General features: G+C 47.2%; 11 protein-coding genes and 2 pseudogenes. 2 read left to right on the forward strand and 11 right to left on the reverse strand.

The window, feature by feature from the left end:
- Positions 1-15 precede the first annotated feature (15 nt).
- The 3 genes from P4S53_RS04785 to P4S53_RS04795 all read right to left on the reverse strand — a co-directional run bounded on the left by P4S53_RS04785 (position 16) and on the right by P4S53_RS04795 (position 3,084).
- A complete protein-coding gene (locus P4S53_RS04785; protein WP_337111628.1) occupies positions 16-1,185 on the reverse strand; it encodes a toxic anion resistance protein in 1,170 nt (389 codons plus the stop codon).
- Positions 1,175-2,314: a toxic anion resistance protein gene (locus P4S53_RS04790; protein WP_337111629.1), complete on the reverse strand. Its 1,140-nt coding sequence runs from the start codon at positions 2,312-2,314 to the stop codon at positions 1,175-1,177. The genes P4S53_RS04785 and P4S53_RS04790 overlap by 11 nt, the downstream gene beginning before the upstream one ends.
- 290 nt (positions 2,315-2,604) lie before the next feature.
- A complete protein-coding gene (locus tag P4S53_RS04795) occupies positions 2,605-3,084 on the reverse strand; it encodes a GyrI-like domain-containing protein (RefSeq protein WP_337111630.1) in 480 nt (159 codons plus the stop codon).
- A gap of 534 nt (positions 3,085-3,618) precedes the next feature.
- On the opposite strand from P4S53_RS04795, the gene P4S53_RS04800 reads away from it, so the two are divergent.
- Positions 3,619-4,726, forward strand: a protein-coding gene (locus P4S53_RS04800) for an IS3 family transposase (protein WP_337111631.1) whose coding sequence is annotated in 2 segments (ribosomal slippage) — positions 3,619-3,872 and positions 3,871-4,726 — 1,110 coding nt in all. Because the reading frame shifts where the segments join, the coding sequence is not laid out codon by codon here.
- 188 nt (positions 4,727-4,914) lie between these two features.
- Positions 4,915-5,586: a hypothetical protein gene (locus P4S53_RS04805; protein ID WP_337111632.1), complete on the forward strand. Its 672-nt coding sequence runs from the start codon at positions 4,915-4,917 to the stop codon at positions 5,584-5,586.
- Between the two features lie 278 nt (positions 5,587-5,864).
- On the opposite strand, the gene P4S53_RS04815 is transcribed toward P4S53_RS04805, so the two are convergent.
- The 8 genes and pseudogenes from P4S53_RS04815 to P4S53_RS04845 form a co-directional block, all read right to left on the reverse strand.
- Complete coding sequence (locus P4S53_RS04815; protein ID WP_337111633.1) at positions 5,865-6,119, reverse strand: hypothetical protein; 255 nt, start codon at positions 6,117-6,119, stop codon at positions 5,865-5,867.
- Between the two features lie 188 nt (positions 6,120-6,307).
- Positions 6,308-6,517, reverse strand: coding sequence for a hypothetical protein (locus tag P4S53_RS04820; RefSeq protein ID WP_337111634.1), 210 nt, complete (start codon positions 6,515-6,517; stop codon positions 6,308-6,310).
- 321 nt (positions 6,518-6,838) lie between these two features.
- A pseudogene (locus P4S53_RS04830) lies at positions 6,839-7,192 on the reverse strand (Imm70 family immunity protein); the annotation flags it as partial.
- Positions 7,193-7,463: 271 nt separating this feature from the next.
- Positions 7,464-7,775 (reverse strand): hypothetical protein, encoded by a 312-nt coding sequence (locus P4S53_RS04835; protein WP_337111635.1) that lies wholly within the window; start codon positions 7,773-7,775, stop codon positions 7,464-7,466.
- A 761-nt stretch (positions 7,776-8,536) separates the two neighbouring features.
- Positions 8,537-8,635: a hypothetical protein gene (locus tag P4S53_RS22585; protein WP_442958639.1), complete on the reverse strand. Its 99-nt coding sequence runs from the start codon at positions 8,633-8,635 to the stop codon at positions 8,537-8,539.
- Between the two features lie 104 nt (positions 8,636-8,739).
- A pseudogene (locus P4S53_RS22590) lies at positions 8,740-8,929 on the reverse strand (IS256 family transposase); the annotation flags it as partial.
- 200 nt (positions 8,930-9,129) lie between these two features.
- Positions 9,130-9,570: an immunity protein YezG family protein gene (locus P4S53_RS04840; RefSeq protein ID WP_337111636.1), complete on the reverse strand. Its 441-nt coding sequence runs from the start codon at positions 9,568-9,570 to the stop codon at positions 9,130-9,132.
- Positions 9,571-18,573: a two-partner secretion domain-containing protein gene (locus P4S53_RS04845; protein WP_337111637.1), complete on the reverse strand. Its 9,003-nt coding sequence runs from the start codon at positions 18,571-18,573 to the stop codon at positions 9,571-9,573.
- Between the last annotated feature and the right edge of the window lie 12 nt (positions 18,574-18,585).

An 18,585-nucleotide genomic window follows, 5' to 3' on the forward strand; every position in this document is an offset into this window, starting at 1 on the left:
TTCTCTACTGATGATTTAATTAGACAGAACAGACAGTAATTCTGTTTTCATGGATTCCATTTTCTGGCTGGCGGCCTGACGTTGTCTTGCGCCTTCCTGCTCAATGGTGACCACATCCTGCAGGGTGCTGATCAGTGTGGTCTGAACATGTTCAAGGGTTTCGATATCCACAACAGAGCGCTGATTGCTTCGTGCAACATCCAGCGTGTTCTGACGCAGCATGTCGGCATTTTTACGGATCAGATCATTGGTGGTATCGTCAATCTTGTTGCTGAGCTGAACGGCTTTCTTCTGCTCCAACATCGAAATTGCCAGCGTAAACTGCTTCTTCCATGCCGGAATGGTCAGCGTTTTGATGTTGTCGAATTTCTCTACCAGGGTCAGATTGTTGGTTTGCACCATGCGGATCATCGGCGCGGTTTGCAGCGCCAGCATTTGCAGTGATTTCAGGTCATACACACGCTTTTCAACCCGTGCAGCAATGTCTTTCAGGTCACTCACCTGCTGGGCAAGGAATGAGGAGCTTGCTGCTTCTTCAGCCATGCCATCAATTTTCTGCTGAATCAGATTCAACTTGGCTTCGCCGAACACAATGCAGGAAGACAGCTCTTTGTACTCATTCATATTATGAATAAAGACGTTGTCCAACTGATGCGCACGTTCACGCAGACTGGATTGCTGCTTATCAATTTCTTTGACCAGGCGCTCAAGCTGCGTATTGACCGAGTTAAACTGTGCCAGGATTTTTTCTTTGGTGTTCTTGACCTTGGAAATCAGTTTGGAGAAGAAGTTGCTTTCCCCCACCAGGGCTTCAATATTGACGCCCTTCGCCAGGCCAATCACCTCCGTCAGGTTACCAGCCATGTGCTCCAGATCTTTACACTTCACATGCTTCAGCATGTCATCCGAGTAGCTGCCGATCTTCTGGGCAGACGCATCGCCCAGCGTTGCTACGCCATTCGGACTGTAAACATCCATTTGGGACAATTGGCTGACAAGGGTGGTTCTGAGCACTTGCGTATCAATCTGGCATTGTTCAAGTTCGGACTGATACTGCCCCATCGCCTGATCAACCGCAGCCTGAACGACCGCCTGCTCAAGCGCAACCGGGGGTTGTGAGACTTCGGTGGATTGACCCCCTGCTGCAGGGGTTGCTGTGTTTACAAAAACAGGTTTAAACGTCATTTTTATTCAGCTCTATGATACTGGAAAATAGCTTTTCCTGGACTTCGTTCAGTTCGTAATACAATGAAATTTCACTTTTTTCATGAAGTGCAATGGCAGTTAAAAACTGTTGTTTCCACACCTGGATGACATTTGTACGTATATCTTCCAGTCGGCTAAAACCATTCACCAAATTGGACGAATAAAGTTTTAATTGTGGCAATGTCATCAACAATGATTGACGTAACACCTGCAGGTTAGACAATTTTCTATCCCATCGACTTACGGCTTCTTTCTTTGTCGCAACAAGATCAATCTCGAAAGGATTAGAGGCTAATTCACTGCTTTTATCCGAATGCAATTCTGAATTAAAGGAAGCCAACTTTATTTTAGCAGCCAGAATTCTCAGCTCTAATTCTTTATAAATTGAATGAACCTCTGACATACGATGCTCAAACTCAGACAATGTAGATTTCATTGATGTCAAATCCTGGAACACAGAGTCAATTTTTGTATCCACCTGATCACAGGCAAAATCAAATTCATGTTTAATAAACTCAATTTTGCCCTTTTTAGTTCGCATAAAGGTCGCAATTCGGCTGGACATTTTCTTTGGGTTAAAGATAGAAACATCGATACTCTTAACAATATCTATTACCACAGAACCCAAATCAGTCAGTTTATCAACCTTACCCAGCTTAGCGTAATCAGATAACTCGCCCTGTACATCTTGAAAACGTTTCGATAAATGGTTACAAAATTCAATCTGAGCCGTTGCACTTTCAATATTTATTTCATCTGAGAAAGTGCGTATTTTCAGATAATCATTCGACGATATCTCTGAACCTTCTCCTAAAATAGCATCTACTGAATTCTTCCAGTCACTCGGAATATCTATTTCACCATTCACCGACTTAACCTGGCTTGAAAAAAGTAAGCCAGGCGACCGGTTAACTTTTTCCGGTGAATCTGACACTTTCGGTGAATTCTCTTGTTTTATCCGAGCAACAGAAGAGAAATCTTTTATGTTTGATTTCTTTTCTTGATTTGTTTTAGATGCACTATGAAAAGTTTTTACCATTCTCTCGCTCTGCTCTAAGTCAACGTCGTTAAACCTATAACGATAAAGCATTGATTCTGACAGCAGCAATCCTATTCCTCACCACCATTCATTACAACTTTTGAAATGTATTTAGACACTGTCATTTTTACTTATCCCATAGTCAAAATCACGCCCCTTAATAAAAAGTTAAATTCTTTGACTCTGATTCAACATACAAACAATTAATTTAATTTTTATGAAAACGCTAAAAATAGAAAAAAAGTAAACGTTAACTAAAGTCAACGTCTGAAATTTTCACAAAATGAATACCACTTGTTAACAATAGACAGTGTTCAAAACACTGTAATCGCTGTTTGATATGGACTGACAATCAGGGACTATGAAAGGGTAGTATCGGTCTGAATTCCAAACTGAATTTCGACAACATTCTTATCTGAATCCGGCCCGCACCAGTTGTGGTAAACCTCGCGGCTTTCACCGGTCAGCCTACAATCTTCGTCTTTCATTTCCTGCAACAGTGGCTGGTAACCTTTGACAAATAAATCATCCAGCGGACCTTCAAAAACGCAGGTAGCGCAAAGGAAATCAGATAAACACTTCGCCTCAATGTCACCTTTCAGAAATTCGTCACACTCGCCAGCGACAGGCAGGCAGAAATCCATATCAAATTCGGTCTGGTCATCCTGAGGAAAATGATAGGCAATGAAATGCCACGGGCCTGTAACATGTAAGTTTGATCGATCAATCAGATCCTGAATCTGCCGGCTGCAATCAACGCTGGCAGGGCCAACATCGGAAATATACAAACGCTTTCTGATAAACAAAACCTGACCGGGTGAAGTGTGTTGAATCTGCATACTGTTGTCCTTTTTCGTATCTGAAATTTCCGAAAGAGTATTTCAGTGTTGCCCCAAGCTGGCAAAGACGAGAGAAAAGGTGTGGAAGGATCGTCACAATATGCATTTAAGTGCGCTTGGTGCGGTAACGTCTGCAGATTTTGCAAACTCTGAATTCATCGGTATTGCGTTTCATCTCAATAAGTCACTTTACTCACGTAACGCAGTGTCCAAAAGTATTGGATCAGATCATCATTATTGAAGCGTCTACTTTCGGGTTTCCGCGTTTACCTGTGGTCATGAAGCAGAAACGTTCATCACGTTTCAAACCGGGGGAATGTTTGTACGGGGACTCAAAAAACGCTGTTTTATCGCCAATTTCCCGTGACAGATATACTGATGATTACAATGGCCGCGACAGTAAATATGCTTCCCAAAAAAATAGATGGACACTGAAAGACGGTTTACAGGCATCAGGAAGGTGATATGTCCACTTCCCCTATGCTGAGACAGTCTAAACTGGAGATTTCTGCCACATAACAGCAGGAGATCACCATGAAGAAGTCACGGTTCACTGAAACACAGATAGTCGCGATTCTCAAAGAAGCGGATGCTGGCCTGAAGGTCGATGATATTTGCCGTCAGCACGGGATTAGCAGCGCCACCTACTATAACTGGAAAGCCAAATATGGCGGGTTGGACGCCTCTGAGCTCAAGCGCATCAAAGAGCTTGAAGCAGAAAATGCCAAGCTCAAAAAGATGTTCGCAGACGTCAGTTTAGAAAATCAGGCCATGAAGGAGCTGTTCGAAAAAAGGGTTGGTAGCCAGCAGCAGGCGCGATTGTGCATGTATGTTGGTGGCTGCAGGTCTTAGTGTCACCCGTGCGTGCCGACTCACGCTTTTGGGACGGGCCAGCTACTACAGAAGTCCCAAGGATTGGCGCATTGCCGACAGCGATGTCATCGATGCCCTGAACGCGGTGCTTGAGAAGTCACCCAATGCAGGATTCTGGAAATGCTTCAGGCGAATGCGACGAAAGGGAAAAGGGTTCAATCATAAGCGCGTATACCGAGTTTACTGCCGGATGGGATTAAACCTAAAAAGGTGTCAAAAACGCGTATTACCGGCTCGCATCGCTACGCCATTAGATGTGGTGAATCAATCGAACTATCAATGGGCACTCGATTTTATGCATGACAGCTTATATTGTGGCAAGCGTTTTCGGACACTGAACATTCTTGATGAATCGACCCGAGAATGTCTGGTGATAGAAGTGGATACGAGTTTGCCCGCAGGACGCGTGGTGCGCGCCTTAGAGCATTTGAAACAGGAGCGAGGTCTGCCAAAACAGCTTCGAATGGATAATGGGCCAGAGCTGATATCGTCCCAGTTAACCGACTGGTGTGAGGTTCATAACATCGAGCTGGTTTATATCCAGCCAGGAAAACCTCAGCAAAATGGGTTTGTAGAACGCTTCAACGGGTCATTTCGCCGCGAGTTCTTGAATGCCTATTTGTTCGAGTCACTTGAGCAGGTTCGGGATATGGCTTGGGTATGGATGTGCGATTACAACGAAGAGCGAACACACGAGAGCTTAGGCAATATTCCTCCGGCTGAATACCGGAGGCAACTGGAAACCTCTAGTTGTGAATTGTCTCGCTAAAGGGGAAGTGGACAGATACTCTAAACCTGTTGCGGGTGAAAAAAATAATGGGCAAATAAACAACAGTTTTTCTCATAAAACCTGCCAGAGCAGCATCGGAGAAAATTGAGTTTTTCTGGTTGAACTTTGAGAGATAAAATGCCCAGAAAAAACGTCTTCCTTTCGTAACTTTCATTGAGAGAATCAAATTGAAAAAGTATAGCAAGCATCCCCTGGCCTTGTTCGCTTGGTTTGGGCTGACTTTTTCCTCTGCCACTCTGGCTTTTGAGGAACCGGTTCATCCGAAATTACAGAAAATTACAGAACAGCAATTTATTCAGTTTATTCAAGAAGCCCCGGTCTATTCGCAGCCAGCACTTGAGATGATTACCAGTTATCAGGAAACGAAAGAGCGACTGGGGGAGCGGTTTACCGCCAATGACAAGGTGGAAATCAGAAATGATCAGGGAAAAGTCTTGTTTCAGCTCATCAATCATCAAAATGATGACTGCGGTTTTAAAGCTTATTTCCCCGCTGATCATGTTATCGGACTTGAATGTATCGTTGACGCTGACTATTTCCTGTCGCTGAAAACGGGTGAATCTGTGGAAGGAAACCCTGAAAGTGCGATCTACTCTCCCGATAGGCAATTCAGACTGATTACCCATTACAATGGGCAGGAAATCGGTCGTTTTATTCAGCAGAAAGTGAATGACACTTGGGTTTTTGTTTACGGAAATGATCCTGATGAATATCAAATCCTGTTTTCTGTACAAAACATTACATGGTTGAATAACAAAAAGTTTGTGTTTAAAAGCCAGGATATGTGGTCAAATCCCACAGAACAACCGGAGTATCAGTATTATCTTGGTGTATTTTAGGCACAGTGTTTAGGTTTATCGCTGACCTGTATTTTCTGTTGAAAACAATATGTCCGTAAACCGAATAGCTACCTTGTCTGGTTATTTAACGCTTAGCACTAACGAACCCTGCTCTCTGAAGCCGCGCTATGCAGGATGTTGAAGGCATTGAGAAGTGGACGCATCCGGTACTCAACTGGAATCGGACGTTATCCCAGTTGAGTATCCACTTCCCGAACAGGCTAGATAAATATGTGGATCTGTGACTAATGCTGATATAGAACTATAAACAGATCATATTAACTCCAAACACATAATAATTTTTCAATCATTTCTTTCTCAGACTCTGTAAATGGATTATATAAACTATACTTCCTCCTATAATCCATTATTTTTTGATGAATACCTCGAATAGGAACTGTTTGACGAACCCTAGCATCACTTATAATAGACATCAGTTCATTTTTTTCATTTTCATGCAATACAATTCTTTCAATTAACCTTTCCAAATCATCTAGATATTTTCCACAAGAATCATCACCTACATCATCCATATTCTTATGTCTCTATAAAAACCAAAATTGTTATACTCCATGACTTAACCATCAGTTTGAACATTTACAATAGCATCTTGATAAACTTCAGAATATCACCCCTACCCCCAGGCATAATCGAACAATATATGGTTCTAACATTCATACAACCATTATAATTAACATATATAATTCACTCCAAACAATAACTAAACTGAAATATCATTTTCATCCATAACTCTTCTGATTTTTTTAGAGAATTCACCAATTTCAGATGCATTGAAGTTTGTATAAGTTGATAATGATTCTTTTGGAATGTTCAACAATAATCCATAGCCTGAAGCTAAAAGATAACGCAACTCAGATTCGGAAAGCTCAACCATAATTTTTTCTCTTCGCTTGGCACTTTTATCGAGCACATTAATACCTCCCATTAGGAACTAAATCACAAGCCGGTTGATTTTTAAAACTATTAGTCTGCTTGGAACTTGCTGTTCCAAAAAACTATCCTATCCTATTCCATTCGGACCGTAATCTAGCCGAAATGCTTTTGCTCCACATAAAAACTTTTAAGCTCACAGAAGCCAAGGTCGATAGCATCAATGAAACCTTTTGCTGAAAACGCACTAAGCCGGAATGCTGGAGGCCTCCGAGAAGTGGGCACATCTGGTACAAAACTGGAATCTGACTTTATCCCAGCGGAGTATCCACTTCTCGTGCAGGGTCACCAACAACACCCATCACATTGATACAATCTCTATCAAACCTCCTTCATCTCGTAATTCTTCAAGACACTCTTTTAGTACACTAATCAGATCACGACCGGTGCTAGTAACAAAATAGTTTGATAAATCCGTTATATCGCTACTAATATTGCTGCCCCAAGGCGGACTAGCATCTAAATTTTCAATATCCCAGATCACCTTATTTGGAGAGAGATTACGAAACTCAGAGGTAATCACATCTATTTCTTCTAATGCTTGCTTTGCATCACCTTGCTCCAGCCTTCCTTGATAAAGCTTTTTAAGCAAGCATGGAAAGCGGGAGCTCCAACCATTTTTTTCTAGCCTATAGCTAACTGTTGAAAAAAGGCATGGAACAAATCCTGCCCTCCAATTTCATCCGTAATACTTCCTAACTTTAAACCTACAGTCATGCCATCACCTTATTATATTAATGTCTTCTACTCGTAGAGCACCATTTGACCTTTCTACCATGCGCGCAATCATTTGATTTAACTGTGTATGTGATACTGTCCATTTCCCAAATAGGGTCGATCAATATGTGAATCTGTGACTTACCCTGACACAAAACTATGAACAGCATCAAGAGAGGGTTCTTAATCTGGATATTCGAATTTAGTTGTCACAGTCCCGTCTTCGTTGATGAACAACGTAAATGCATTCCAATCTCCCCAGCATGCGCCTTCATCTTCGCATGAAGCTGAGGGACCAAATCCACAACCGGAAATGCCAACTCATGCCTCAAAGCTGCCGAAACACTCTCGCCATTTTTTGTATAGTAAAAAGTTTCTCCAACGCTCTCACTACCATCCTCATAACCATGATCGTATTCGAACCGACACTTAGCTGACGTGGCATCAACTGGACAACTCCCCTTCACAATTCGGTAAAGCTGTTCGATCAATTTTCGTTGTTCTTCAATTAGATTATCCATTATTTAAAACCTAGTAACCATTTAAGGTAATAAACGGAAATAAAGTCTTATATTCATCTATAAGGTCGGGATATTAATAAACCTTATTAACAGCTAATTATCTACTAATCTGGTAATCGTAAATTTCGATATCCCTTGCATATGCAATGCTATATAAAGCCTCTCTATCTCTCCTAAATATGGCCAATGAGGGAAAAGTCTTACGATACTAAATATAGTGTGCTGTCGAACTATCAAAGTCAATAATTGAACCTGGATAACTTTCGTTATCTTTAACAACCTCATAATACCATACCTTCAACTCATCCAAGTCAATAGCCTAATTAAACAAAAATGATAGGACAAACCAATTTTATCACTATTTTCTCTAGTAAACCCTTTCGTTAATGCCCCCTGAACTTCACTGAAGGTCTCACTATTATCTAAAATACCGTATCAGTTGAATGTTCACAATCAAATCAATCATTCTATCAGGGCATTCTCATTAAAATGGTACGAAGTATTACCTCTCCTTCCTTATAATTTCTTATAATGTCAATGGGTTTATAATTTGACAGAGCTGGTACAGGTAAAAAAGCCAACGTCTAGTATGTTCAATTGGCCCTACCTTATATATAAGAACCTTTTCAATATCATTTGGAACTCCTAAATCAGATAATCCATTTAATTTCACATCAGTCAGACATAAACCACGTACAAATAACTCTCATGCATGTTCACCTAAATAAGCATTGTATAAATCCATTAAATCTTCAGGAATTCTATTCATTTTTTAATATCACTAAATTTGAACCTTGAGGGTTTCGAACTGACGGTGCTAAAATACCGTCATATCCGTGTTCTCTAACCCACCATCCAATTGCTTGAAGTTCTGAACGAAGCTCAAACTCACGTTTAGAAAATCTGACAACTTATTCAGAATTTTTAGTAAGCGTAGGAAAAGACACAAAACTTTGAACACTACCGAATAACCGTTGCAACTATTAGTACTTAGCTTTGGTGCATGTTTTTCGTAACCAAGGCGCTCGTCTAACTCGACATTAAGCGCAGTTTCAACGGTCACCTTGGTTAACATTTTACGAAATGTCCTCAAGATCAGATTGAGACTTGATGGATTTCTCGGCTTCACGAGCATCAAGTGCTTTCTTGTCCATGTTGTCTATCCTTAAGTCTTTAAGGCTAAAGCTTAGACAATTACACAGAACTCAGGACAGTCTCGCTCCAAAAAATTTATTGCACTATCAGTGCACTCTCTCAGTTGCATCAAAAATATCAAGCACCTACCTACCCAGTAACTTTAACCTTAAAACCCTAAGAAAAAACTTAAACCCAAGAAACCATTCAAGGTGAAATCTCATTTTCCTTTATACTTTTCTATACATTTTATCCATTCATCTTCGGGAATATAGTACTTCTTCGCTTCTTCTAAAGTTAATTCACTTACACGATTCATTAATAAACCTGGCCAAGAATCATCTTGAGGAATGTAAGAAAACTCCACTTTTATCTTTCCTGATTCAGTTAAAATTACTTTAAAGTGAGTCCACACTTCTCTTTCAAATGGAGCTTGTTTTTGTAACTTGCAAGCTAGCTCATAAATATCTTCACACACTTTATGTGGGTAATTATCAAAACCGAAACGCCCAATAGATAAATCCTTTTGTAGCCACTCAAGACAGAGCTCGTAAGTATCGGGGTAAATCTTACCAATCAAATACATTTCTTGTGCACTTTCAGGCATAATAGACCATAGTATCTCCCCAATTTTCCGATATATTTTTTGATCCTCAGTCATTTATTTACCTTTCGAAGTGTTTGTTAAATTTTTAATCGGTTGCTGAACACCGTCAATTGAGTAATAGACAGAGAAGCTTTCTGGTCTTTTGCTATCCCCCGAGTACTTAGGTGTTATTTTCACTTTCACTTCACCGCCATTATTTAAAACTTCGCGCCATCTGGTTTCAAGCCTATACCACTCTCCGCCAGAGCCATTAAGTTTAGCATCCATTGGCACTAAGTTAATGCCTTCACCGGGTCCACCAAACATTGATGCAATCAAGTGACCTCCACAGTCACTCGTTTCTCTACAATCGCGACCAGACACTTTTTGCTGATAGTTATTCCTGTCCCACGGCTCAAGCTGCAGTTCAGCCTCAACCTCGTTTACTCGACCATTTGCGTCTGTCTTATAACTATAACCATTTTCAAATTCATAGCGTGTATTTGGCTCAGGATTATTTGCTAACTTATTCCAGTCGCCTGTTGTTCCTCGCTGAAGACTAACATCGTTGCCCCCAACATCACCAGCATGTCCCTCAACATCCTGCTTCGTCAGCGAGCTGTCCATTTCCGGTGATCCCAAACGTGTCCCCGAAACATCCAAATCCATAGACGGGGCTTTATCCAGATGGGAGGCGGGGGCCGGCAGAGCCAGATCTGGCAGGTCAAAGTCCGCATCCACATGCTGGAGGTGCTCCTGCGCTTTGCTCAGGAGCTTCTGTGCTTCACCGACTTTGCCAGCCTTAAATGCATCGGCTGCCATTTTCACTAAGTCACCAGCTACAGGAACAAGTCCGACCGTTGCCAGCAAGTAGTCCAGCTTCGTCTCCGCCTCTGCGAACCCTTTGGCATCGCCTACACCAGGCGAAAAGTCTGCCAATACGTTGAACGCTAAATCTAATTTCTCTTGCTGTGCCTGACGCGCTCTGCCCGACGGATCATTCAGCACAGTACGAATGCTTTCCTGCTCCTGCCCAAGGCGGGTGTCGTCCCAGGGTGATGCCCCTTCATCAAACGAATCCAGCGCGGCCTGTGCCTTCGCTATCTGTGCCCGGCAACCAGGGCTGCTCATGTCCTGGCAGGCCGCCTGAAGCTCTGCATCCCGCATGTGGTCAAGCTGATTGGTCTGATTCAGCTGCTGACAAGCCGCAGAGCCCGCCCCTTGCTGGTTACAACTGGCAAGCAGAGACAGTTTATTCTGCACTTCTTCCTGATTCAGGTAGTACTCGATACTGCCTGCGGGCAATACCGCTTCGTCCGCCAGATAGTTGGAACTGTTACGACTGATGAGCGCTGACTGATTCCCATGATGGCGGTTGATATCCCCTTCTCTAACCGTTCCCAGCCCGCTGTTTTCCAATACAAAGGTGTAGTTGTCCGCTGAATATCCGCCCATCAGGCTGGCATATTCTTCATTCAGCGTTTTATTTTCCCGGCTGTCTAATCCGCCCTGCGCAACCTGACCATGCGTGACTTCATGACCTAACGTTGTCATGTAGTCCTTCGCATTCTTCATGGTTTCGTCATTGATAACGATTTGGCTGGCACCATTACCATTCATGTAATGTGCCCCGTGCGTCATCTTGGTGACCGCGACAACCAATGCCGAATCAATATTGACGCCATACACTTCGGCATAGGCGGCGGCATACGCGTTAATTGCAGCCTGCTTTTCTGAAGCTGTTGCTGTATCCAGATTATTTAATATGACCGCAAACTTGCCCTCTGCCTGCGATGCAACCAGCTTCTGAACATCCAGGTTTTTCTGAACGTTATCAACATGCTCAAAAGTATCACCGAGAGAGACGGAATCTTTGGTGACCACATCAGCAAGCGAGGACAAGCCAAGTTCATTCCGCTTCACATCCTCGGCAATGTTATTGCGGCCTTCTTCCGTCAGCAGGCGGTGGTCGAGGGTGACATCCACACTGCCCTGCTGGCGGTCGACTTCGAACAGGTCGCGGCTGGTCGTGCTGATATCGCGGTTCAGCGCCGTGAGGTCGCTGTCATCGCTCAGGGTGATCTCGCCCTGACCCAAGGTTGCGAGGGTCTTGTCTTTGCTGTAGGACGAGGTGTTGGTGTACTGCAGGTTGCTGCTGTTATAGGTGGAATCGATCCCCCCTTGCTGCACCCCAACACTGGTGGTGAGCCCTGCCGACTGATCCTGACGGTAGTCGGTGTTGTTGAGATCGCTGTAGCTCAGGCTGCCGGTGTTGAGCGTCAGGTTGCCGAGATCGTTACCCTCTTCATCGACGGTGGCAATGAGCGCGCCGGTAATGTCGGTGTTGCCCGCAACCTTGATCTCGGCCGTACTACCCGAGGTGAGCGTGGTGAGCTGGGTTTCCGAGCTGATAACACGGCCGCTGCTGGCGTTCAGGCCGCCATTACTGCCGGTGGTGTCTCCCTGGCCGCTCAGGCTGACACCGCCGCTGATACCGGCCCCCTGATGGCTTGAGCTGTGGCGATCCTGTACTGAGGCGACATTGAGATCGCCGCCAATATCCAGGCTCAGCGACTCAGCGGCATCGACATTGGCACCTTGAATATGGGTATCACCACGGGAATTAATGGTGATGTCATTCCCCGACACCCCGCTGTTCACATACGTGGTCGACTGGCTGCGCTGCTCCGACTGATTCAGGCTGGCGTTGAGACTGCCGCCGGTGCTGCTGCCGTGCACCGTCATCGACGCGCTGATGGTCCCGCTTTCCGTCTGCGACTGGCTTTGTTGTGTTTGCTCAGCGGCCAGTACACTGACCGTCCCGCCATCCAGCGTCACCCCCTCTTTGGCGGTGAGCGAGCTGCCCTGCACCAGAATCTGCTGATCGGTCTGAGTCCCGGACTTCACAACAATATTCTGGCCCGCGAGCGACGAGCCGCGTGCGGTTGAGCTGGTGCTCTTGCTGTCGGTCTGGGTGACTGACATGTCAAGATGAAGACCTGCATCGACCCCAAGTGTACTGGTGCTTTGCGCCGCGGCGGCTCCCTGCTTCATCAGCAAAGTGGTTTTCGACGCCACATCCACTGTCGCCAATGTAATGCTGGCGAGATAGAACGCCTCATCGCTTTTGACATCACTGATGACGCCTTTCAGCTCGGCAATATCAGCCGCGCTTACCCCCGGTTCATGGTTCGCCAGTGCCTGTTCCAGCTCAGACAGCGTATTCTCCAGGCTGTCGACTTGTTTCTGGTACTGACGGTAATCTTTTTCTGCCTGTTTGAGCTTGTCTGCAGACTCTTTCAGTGCGATCGCCGCTTTGCCCGTTTCCACGGCCTGATGCTGCACCACCAGGCTCAGCTCGGCTTCACCCTGCATGCTGGAAGAGGTGGTCGATTCCGTGTCGAGCACTTCGCGGATCAGCACGTTCTCTGCCGCAGTCAGTTCGATATTGCCCTGACCGTCTTCGTCCGCGTCGGCCAGCACATCAGATCCTTGGATCACAATGTCTTCAGCGGCATCCATCAGAACCGTGCCTTTACCGACGATAGAGGAACCTCGATGGGTGGTGGCATCTGTCTTGTTGTCAGCTTTACTGTACTCGGCTTTTGCCAGTGTCAGCTTGGCCTGACCACCATCAAAACTCACCGACTCATAGGGGTTGACCACTGATTTCAGAGCATCTTCCACGTTAACCGACAGGGATTCCGTAGACGACCAGGTGGTGTGCGTTTCTTCCGCCGCCAGCACGGCAACGCTGCCAGTGTCAGCGGTGAAATTGGCATCGGCTTCGGCGCTGACATCAGAGCCGATCACGCTCACGCTGCCGCCATTGACGTTCACTGTGCCGCCGGAGGTCAGGACGCTGCCTCTGGCGGTGTTGTGGATTTCACCCTGGCGTTCAGAATCCATTGAGAACAGGTCACCGCCTCTGAATGCGCCGTATTCCTGCTCAAATGTTTCGTGCTGACGGCTTTCCTGTCCGGCCGCGATAATCACCTCATCGACGGCGGTGGCCGTAATATCGCCGTCTGCGTCGACAGCACTGGCCACCAGCGTAATCGACTTGCCTGAGGTGATATCAATGTTGTCGCTGCTCATCATGCCGCTGGCATCAAGCAGGGTGGCGGAATCCACCTCGGATTTGTGCGAACCGGACAGGCCGCCAAAGCCTTGTTTGATGGTCTCGTCGCGGCTGTAGCTCTGGTACTGCTGCGCGGTGACGGTGACATCACCATCGGCCGAGGCTTCAATGCCCCCACCCGCGGTAAAGTTAGAACCGACAATGGTGATATCGCTGTCACCACCGGCGGTCTGAACGCTGTCAATCTTCTGGGCTTTGGCAATGATTTTGCCGCCCGCCGACACATCGGCACCGACCACAGTTTCGGTCAGCGATTCCTGAATGGCCGTTTCTTTGCGGCCAAAGGATTTCTTCTCAGTGGATTGGTCGTAGTGATATTCGCTGTCATTCACCGCTTGCAGCGTGATATCGCCTTTTGCCAGCACGCCCACATCGCCATGTGTGGTGATCTGGCTGCCGGTTACTGTGATGTCGTTGCCCGACTGAATGAAAACACCGTCGTTGGCCGCCATCTGCGTCCGCTGATGCTGCCGAAGATGGCTCACAGATTTGCTGTTGCCGGAGGTCTCACTACTGAAGCTTTCATTCACCAGGGTATCCAGGGCAACATCCCAGCCCGCAACCATCGCCAGTTTGCCCCTGATTTCCATATCAGATGCGGTAACCGAAATATTCTCACCGGCATCAACACTCAGGTCACCATCTGAAAACACGCTGGATCCCAGCACGGCCACGTTCAGTTGTTCCTGATCGCGCATTTTCATGTATTCGCGATCGGTTTCAGCGGCCAGAGTGATGTCTTTTTCTGCGGTGAAGCTAAGGTCACTTCCGGCAGAGACGTTCGCGGCCGTATTGATAATCGAACCGCCAGCATTCATCGCGACCTTGCCACGACCACTGATCGTAGCGGTATCACCAACTCGGGTTCCGGTGTACACCACACCGCTGGCATCATCGGCCGTGGTTACTGCGCCGCTCTGCGTGATACTGACGCGCTCAACCTCAGTGCGGTTGATGATGTCGCCTTTTTCCGTGCTGAGTGCGATGTTTTCACCGGCGATCTGGCCGCTGATATTTTCGATATCATTGACGGCATTCATCTCAATATCGCCACCCGCGGTGATGCTGCCGCCCAGGTTGCTGATACTGTCGTCACTGACCAGATGCAGTTTGCCCTGACTGTCCATCTGGCCGCTGTTGACGATATTGCCGGCTTCAACATAGACCTCGCTGCCGCTGATCAACGCGCCGCCGCTGAGGTTGTCCTGCGTCACTTTCGACAGATAGAGCTTGGGTGCCAGCACCTGCTGGCCGTTCACTTTAACCGGTTCCCACCAGACAATATCCTGCGTCAGTCCGGCGACCTGCTCCGGCGTCAGTGCCACCCCGGCCTGCAGATTCAGGCTGTCTTTTTGCTGGCCTGCACTGTCCAGCAGTTGCTGCATCTGCTCGAGATCCGTGCCGACATCATCATTGAGGTAACGCTGGCCCGTTTGTTCGAAAATGGCAGAGGTGATGGTGCGGGTGTCATAAAACGCATCCCCCAGTACCTTGAGATCTTTTTGCGGATCGAAACCGATGCTGTCGAAGAAGTAATCCGATCCCAGAAACTGATCCAGATGGGTCAGCGCCGGATTGGTTTCAATCAGATACTGGCTGTCCGGGCCGTCGTTAAATACGAACAGGCCGTTCGGGCTGGTCGGCAGGCGGAAATCGGGGAATTCAATGCTGTTGTTGCCAGTTAAGCTGCCCAGATCGAGCTGACTGCCGGATGCAATTTGACCGATCGTCTGCTGCGCCTGTTGTGATGGCCTACCGCCACTCTTGACACCTGTGTTTGATTTAATTTCCGAATTGTTCAGCTTATTTTTAACATTGAGAACGGTTTGACCACCGGATGAAATAGTGGAATTGATAAAATCTTGGTCAAACTTTTGCACATCATGACTTGTGCGTTTGAAAACAAATTCACTTGGACCTGAAGAATATGAAAAACGATTCCATGCTGGTAATTCATATTCATAGGTTGAAGTTTCTTTGATTCCCCCCGTTTCATAGCCAATGTTCTTTAGCTCGTTAAGCGTTACATTAGAGTCTTTAATTGCAGTGATTAGGCTGGCATTATTTTCAAGTTTAACCCCTGTAATAAATAAATTTTCACCCGATAAAATTTGACCTGAAGCCGATGATTTTTTTAGTTTAACAACTTCGTTTTTAGTCACAAAATCAAGCTGTGTTCCACCAGTGAAAGTTAGCTTATATTTGATATTACTATTGCCATTTGCTCCACCACCTCCTCTTACTTCGTTTGCAGTAAAAGTGGGAACATACTCAGAGCCGTGTTTGACAGTAAATTCAGCCTGGTTATAGTGCGGAGCCAGCTGTACTCCTTCTCCAGAAGATTTTTCAATCTCCAGCACTTTCCGCTTATTCACGATGCTTTGAGCTTTCAAATCCAGATCATCACCGGACTGAATTACCCCAGAAATATTCTGCACTGAGACTGCCATGGCCCCGCTGGTATCTCCGGCGATCATCATCTTGCCGCCGGTTAAGATGTCGGCCTCGGTATTGATCAGATGGCCTTTAACATAGAAATAACCCTGATCACCGGCATACAGCAGGCCGGTGTTGGTCAGGTTACCGGCCACATTCAAGGTGGTGTCCTGCATCCCCAGTGTCGCGCCCTGATTGGTGAACTGCGTCAGGGTGGCCATCAGGTTGGTCAGTGCTTGTATCGTTCCCTGATTCGTCAGTACACCGGCATTCAGTACAGTGGTATTGCCTGAAATCAAACCGGTGGCCAGATTGGTGAAGGTGCCAGCAACGCTGATGGTCGTCTGTCCCTGAGCCACCAGCTTGCCTTGATTAGAAAGCTTGCCGCCGGCAGAGATACTGGCATCCCCGCCGGCACTCAGGTTGTGGTTGAGAGCCATATCGCCCGTAGCATCGACATCAAGCTCGCCGTTTGCCGATGCCGCCTGATTCAGCGTCAGGGTATCCACACTGATACTCATATCGCCAAGCGATGTCAGATCACCATCGTTAATCAGGGTGCCCGCGGTCAGTTGGCTATTGGCATCACTGGATACACTTCCCTTCTGCGCAAACCCGTCAGCCTCAATCAACTGATCCCCCACGGCCTGGATCTGTCCCGTATTTGTCAGCTGACCCGAGACGCTCAGACGCTGTGCTCCACCAGCCGCCAGCGTGCCGGCATTGTCGATCTGATCAGCGACAACCTGCTGATCGGTCTGCGATGTCGTCACCCCTGTGCTTTGCTGGCTAAAGCTGCCGGCTGTGATGGTTTGTTCGCCGGCAGACTGAATCGCGCCCTGATTAGACAGCAGACCTGTCACTTGCAGAGTTTGCGTACCAGCCGATACCAGCTTGCCCCTGTTATCGATTGTCTCAGCCTGAACAGACATGCCCGTCTGTGCCACCAGTTCACCGGAGGTGCTCTGTGTCAGCGTGTCTGCTTCAGCGTTCAGCTGATTGGCGATGAACTGGGTGTGGTTTTGAATCGCCCCCGCCCGGAGTTCCAGCGTGTCGGTCTGGGTTGTCCCTGCGCCCTGCAGGGTCAGCGACTGCGGATTGGCAATCGCCAATGTCTGCTGAACGGCGATCTGACCTTCATTGGTGAACTGGCTGATCCCCGCCAGATTGACGTGCTCTGCTGCAATCTGGCTTGGCGCATCCAGGCTGAGAGTGTGAACCTCACTGCTCAGTTCGCCAGATACCTGTATCCGGCTGTCACTCAAGCTCACGTCAGTGCCGGTCAAATCCACCCGTCCGCTGTGGCTCTCTGCGCCGTCTGCGGCCACACCGGCGGTCAGCGCACTGTTTTGCAACCGAATGGCATCCGCCTGAACCCTGATTTTCTGGCCGACGGTCTCTGAATCCTGAAAGTTCACGGCAGCCGCCGAGAACGATGCGCTTTGTGTGGCACTCACCAGACGGTTCTGATGAATCTGATCACCGGCCGTTGCCTGAAACTGAGCGGCTGAGTTTTCACTGTTCAGAAGCAGATCACCGGTCGCGACATACTCAATGTTCTGTCCGGCCTGCTGCGTGCCTGTGGTTGTCACCGACTGGTTCGACTGTACAGTGAGTGACTGCTTACTGCTGACATCTCCCAGGGTAATCTGGCCGTCTGCCGAGAGCTGAATATCACCCACGGAACTAAATAGCTTGCCGGTATTCACGCCGACGCCCTGCTCGGTCGCCACCAGCGAAATACGACCGGCATACATGCCACCCAGCGCCGAGGAATCGATTGCCAGTACAGGCTTATCTTTCACATCATGCGTGGCTGTGACTTCATTGGTCAGATAATCAATTTGGTTTGGGCCGGTAACGACAGATAGGTTATTGGTATGAATGTCCGCATTGATTTTTGCCGTGCGGGCCAGAATATCGAAATAGTCCTGAGCGGTGCCATCCAGCCCCTGCCCGGTGACAGTGACATCGCCCTGGCGAATATCAAAGCCGCTCAGCAAGCCGTTCTGAAACTGCGGTACACCTGTGGTTAATGTGGCTCGCGGGGTATTGAGAAAACCACAGCCGTTACAAGTAATGCCATAAGGATTGGCGACGATAACGTTGGCTTGCTGACCAAACACTTCGGTATAGCCATTCAATTGGCTGCGGTTGGCCCCGGTGACTTCATTGAGAATGACAGACGCAGCCTGCCCGTTCAGCTGAGCGTTCCCCTGCAAATAACCGCCCAGCTGAGATTGCGCCAGTTTTTCGGTCGAATTATTGAGGATCAGCCCTTCTTTGCCGACGTGATATTGCTGGAACTGGTTATGCGATAAACCACTGGCATTGGGGGCGGCGATATTCACCACTGGTACGCCGTTCGCCGCGGCAGAGATCGTGGTGTGATGCTTGCCGCTGCTATCGACCTGAATCGTCGCCCAGACCGGCTGAGTCGCCAGCATCCAGCACATCACGTATGTCAGTACTTGTGTAAATTTGTGATTATGATGACGCATACCGGCCTCGGA

The sequence above is a fragment of the Photobacterium sp. Hal280 genome, assembly GCF_037162255.1.
Classification (GTDB): Bacteria; Pseudomonadota; Gammaproteobacteria; order Enterobacterales; family Vibrionaceae; genus Photobacterium.